Origin of the sequence: Moorena sp. SIO4E2, assembly GCF_010671945.1 — a bacterium.
Lineage (GTDB): Bacteria > Cyanobacteriota > Cyanobacteriia > Cyanobacteriales > Coleofasciculaceae > Moorena > Moorena producens.
Window position 1 is genome coordinate 1 of sequence record NZ_JAAHIE010000359.1, and the last position, 3,977, is coordinate 3,977.

Consider the following 3,977-nt stretch of genomic DNA (forward strand, 5'->3'; position numbering starts at 1 on the left):
TCTGAGAGGTTGTCTGAGAAGTCTCATTTGCTACATCCAAGCCCCCGTTGGTCCCCCAATTCTGGGGGACTTTTAGAAGCAAATTGACTCTTGTTCCCCCCAAAGTTGGGGGGTCAGGGGGGCAAAATTCAGTATCAAAAAACTTGGGAGATATCCTCTGAGCAGTAAGCTAAACCATCCAGGAAAAGTTGGACATTTTGCTGAGGGGCGCGAGTAGATCAGTTATCCTGGACAACCCCGTCAAGATGTTGATAGCTATCAGTTATCAGGTAATGCGCTACAGATGGTGCTACTTGAGGTGCTATCAGCTAATGGGCAAGCTACTTGAGGTGCTTTTGAATAAAAGAGGAAGGTGCGAACAGCTTTTGAAGAAAATAAGCTGACAGCTGACAGCTGACGGCTGACGGCTGACAGCTGACGGCTGACAGCTGACTACGGATTTTGGATGGTTTGGTTAATACGTTTTAAGATCCTCATAACAGTGTAAAAATCATCTTTGTTCTCAAGAGCGAATGTATAGGATTGAGCATATTTAGGTGGCTTTTGAGTTGTCATCTTTAGGAATTTAAACTCATTTCCATTGGTGATAAACCCCAGGACAGGTTGCTCTGGATTAGGATTAGCCAACATATACGCTAAGACTTGAGGAATTCCAGCTGCTAAGGCATATTTTGTTCCTTTTGCTTCAATTACAGTAACCCAGAATTCTGGTTTAAAAATCAGAATATCAATACGTCCAGTAACAATCATACCCTCATCTTCGGAGGTGATTTTAACTTCTTTCTCTGCTGTGATTTCAAAGGGATGACGATCAAATCCTGCTAGTCTCAGTAATGGCGATATTATCACCATTTTTAAGATCACTTCCAATAACGGAGACTCGGATAAGTACAGATACTCTTCTTTAACTTGCCCTAGCAATTGCTTCTCAAAATCCGTCAGTTCTGGTAAATCGTCTTGCCATTCTCTGAAAAAATTTTCATCATCAGTTCGTTCTAGATGGAATCTGTGTCTTAATTGACGTAAGGTAATCTCTTTTGCAGTAATTGTTGGAACCATGGGTAGTTTTAAATTTATAATTTATAGTTTAAGTAATCGGACGTAAGTGATTACACAGTACCTGATTTATTGATAGCAATTCTCATTACTATGAGAACCGCAATATAGCGGTTTTAAATTAGGTGAGGTACAAGTTTTTTGGTTTTAGGCAACAGGCAACAGGGAGCAGGGAGCAGGGAGCAGGGAACAGATGGACTTTTAGTAACTTTACACAAGTTAATACAGCTACGAGGTTCATTTTTGTCCAGCTACTTATCAGCTGTCAGCTATTAGCACTATTCTCACCCTCAGCACTGAGCCACTTAGCACTGAATTGCGACAATCCAATAGTCTTAGATAACTATTTTACCCCACTACCGTCACTAATCCCACTAATCCCAGTTGACCCCATTGCTTGAGATTGTGACAATGCAATAGTTTGTTTGAGCACCCTCTTTTCTTTATTACCCTATTTAACCCATTAAACCTATTACTCCTTTAAATTGCGGTAATGCAATAGTTTTTGTTAGCACCCTTTTATATCACTAATCCCATTAATCTCACTAATCCCAATTGACCCTATGACTTTAAATTATGCTAATGCAATAGTTTTACTATATCCTTGCCTTTTCAGAACAAGTGTGTTAAAGTAATAATATCGTAAAAGCAATGGTTTACTCCCTATGATGATTTCCACCGCACAAGCCGCTGAATTACTTGGTGTTTCTGCCACTCGCGTCCGTTACCTTCTGGGCAAAGGCAGAGTTAAAGGCGCTTATAAGGTGGGTAGAACTTGGGTGATTCCTTTGTTTGATGGTATGCCGGTGGTCACCCCTGGCACTCGCGGACCAAAACGGAACTGGTCAAAGCGTACAGAGTACACTAAGACAGTGATTCATGTTAACCAGAGGGTGATTCGCAACAATCTCAAGACGGGGGACCGGAATCCTGTGATTACGGTCAAGCGAGGCACTAAAAATGTTTACGGTCATACGGTGGAGGTCAATGGCCCCTGTCGGGTGATGTATCGTCCAGATGATCCCCTCAAGTGTGGAGCACGGGTATGGATTGAGACGATTTCTGATTTTGAAGTGATTTCAGCGTGATGGAAAGCTGTTCAGTATTTAGATTGGGATACCTAAATTGCTCAAAGGGAACAGGGAATAGGGAACAGGGAACAGAGATACAATCCTGTGTATCTCATTAGGGTTGTGTTACGGTAAAAACCCCTATATTAGCAAAAATCTCCCTATCTCCCTATCTCCCTACCCGTGAAATTCTAGTCCGACCCAAGAAACAGCCCTGGGGGTTAGGGGGGCGAAACCAAGTCAACTTAGTATCTCCTATTAATTAGAACCCCTCAAACACTGGTATGCCATCATTTGACGATTCTGCCGGTGCAGGTGGTGGAATTTCAGGGCTAGTGCCAGGAAAACGTTCACCACTAGTCTTGGGTTGGGCTTGTGGTTTGGTAAAAATATATTCCCTGCTGGGAGTAGGTGGTGAGGGTTGAGGGCTACTCGTCCACTGTGGCGCTACAGTATTAGCGATCGCACCATAGGTAAGATAGATGTGACCTAGTTGTTTGCCTTGATAGACACGTTTGGTAAATCGCCAACCGGGATCGAGAAAGATTTTGAGAAAGCCATTAGCCAAACCTCTGGTGCGGCCAAGCTCAATGTCTGGGGCATTGCGGTCAATGCGGTGACTCCCTACTAATACCAATTCTCCATTGCGTTTAACCACTCTGAGCATATAGTCTAGGCCGAAGTCTTGACTATCGACGCGGATAGAATAGCCGTTGCTGTCTGTACTGCGCCCACAAATTCCTGTAAAGTCAAAGTCGAGCAGCAGAGGATCTACAATAACTGGGTTACTGCCACGTTCACGCCAGCACGCTTGCCAGTTTGCAATCTGCTCGATGATTAGTAATTGATACTGGTTGTAACCAAAAGGGGCAGCTACTGCAATAAAATTGTTTGAGTTAACTTCGATGTTGCCAAAGGTATTCGCTGCTGCTGGATTGATAGCGCCTAAGGTAAGGCAGGAAGCTGTAGTGATTGCAGTAGCTGCTAGCCAGGGTAATCTGTTCATGGGTTTTCCCTTTCCTAAGTTAGAACATTCCCAGTAGACGCTACGAGTAAAGCATTTGCTCCTCTAGTGATACTGTGAAATTATATCAACTCTGCTTGATTAAGAATATCTTAGGGAAACAGAAAACGTAAGCATTCAGTGGTCAGTGGTCAGCCTTCAGCGGTCAGCGGTCAGTAAAACAAATACCAATTAAAGTAGGGTGGGCAAAGTTCTATTATCTAGAATACTCACCCATAACTAAACTTTTTTTGCCCACCCTACAAGGGGTTATTCGTTAATGGTCACTTTCACCATTTGAACAGGGGTTTTGGGACGATCACCCCGAGCAGTAGGAGTGGTTTGAATCTTGTTCACCACATCCATACCTTCAGTCACTTTACCAAAAACCGGGTGCTTCGAGGGGCCTGGAGAAAACCAATCGAGATAGGAATTATCCCGTGTATTGATGAAAAACTGACAACTACCGCTATTGGGAGCACCGGTATTTGCCATAGATAACGTACCTGGCTGATTGGAAATTTTGGCATTGTCCGGGTGCTCATCCTGGATGCAGCCATCAGGGCCATTGCCGGTACCCGCGCGAGGACTATTGGGATCCTTGCTATGGGGACAGCCAAACTGAATCATAAAGTCATTAATCACCCGGTGGAAATGAAGACCATCGTAGAAACCAGACTGGGCTAGTTTAATGAAATTACCGGCTGTCTCTGGCATCACATCGGTGAACAATTCCACGGTAATTGTGCCTAAAGAGGTTTCTAAGGTTGCGGTTGGGTTTGCCATCTATGTTTCTCAGTTTTATTAATCAGAGTTTTAGTTAACACTAAACCAGGATACAGCAGGGA

The 3,977-nt window shown here is 43.6% G+C and carries 4 protein-coding genes; 1 reads left to right on the plus strand and 3 read right to left on the minus strand.

What is annotated here, in order from left to right; genetic code table 11:
- Positions 1 to 432: 432 nt before the first annotated feature.
- Positions 433 to 1,059, minus strand: a complete 627-nt coding sequence (locus F6K37_RS27090) for a type I restriction endonuclease (RefSeq protein ID WP_287253467.1) — start codon at positions 1,057 to 1,059, stop codon at positions 433 to 435.
- A gap of 662 nt (positions 1,060 to 1,721) precedes the next feature.
- Here F6K37_RS27090 and F6K37_RS27095 point away from each other — a divergent pair.
- Complete coding sequence (locus F6K37_RS27095) at positions 1,722 to 2,144, plus strand: helix-turn-helix domain-containing protein (RefSeq protein ID WP_008181378.1); 423 nt, start codon at positions 1,722 to 1,724, stop codon at positions 2,142 to 2,144.
- A gap of 244 nt (positions 2,145 to 2,388) precedes the next feature.
- Here F6K37_RS27095 and F6K37_RS27100 read toward each other — a convergent pair whose 3' ends face one another.
- Both F6K37_RS27100 and F6K37_RS27105 read right to left on the minus strand, forming a co-directional pair.
- Complete coding sequence (locus F6K37_RS27100) at positions 2,389 to 3,132, minus strand: DUF3747 domain-containing protein (RefSeq protein ID WP_287253469.1); 744 nt, start codon at positions 3,130 to 3,132, stop codon at positions 2,389 to 2,391.
- Positions 3,133 to 3,399: 267 nt separating this feature from the next.
- Positions 3,400 to 3,915 (minus strand): peptidylprolyl isomerase, encoded by a 516-nt coding sequence (locus F6K37_RS27105; protein ID WP_287253471.1) that lies wholly within the window; start codon positions 3,913 to 3,915, stop codon positions 3,400 to 3,402.
- Positions 3,916 to 3,977 lie beyond the last annotated feature (62 nt).

Excerpts from the sequence above, each read along its gene's own strand:
- F6K37_RS27105 (WP_287253471.1), bottom strand. The coding sequence starts at position 3,915 with ATGGCAAACCCAACCGCAACCTTAGAAACCTCTTTAGGCACAATTACC.
- F6K37_RS27100 (WP_287253469.1), bottom strand. The coding sequence starts at position 3,132 with ATGAACAGATTACCCTGGCTAGCAGCTACTGCAATCACTACAGCTTCC.
- F6K37_RS27095 (WP_008181378.1), top strand. The coding sequence starts at position 1,722 with ATGATGATTTCCACCGCACAAGCCGCTGAATTACTTGGTGTTTCTGCC.
- F6K37_RS27090 (WP_287253467.1), bottom strand. The coding sequence starts at position 1,059 with ATGGTTCCAACAATTACTGCAAAAGAGATTACCTTACGTCAATTAAGA.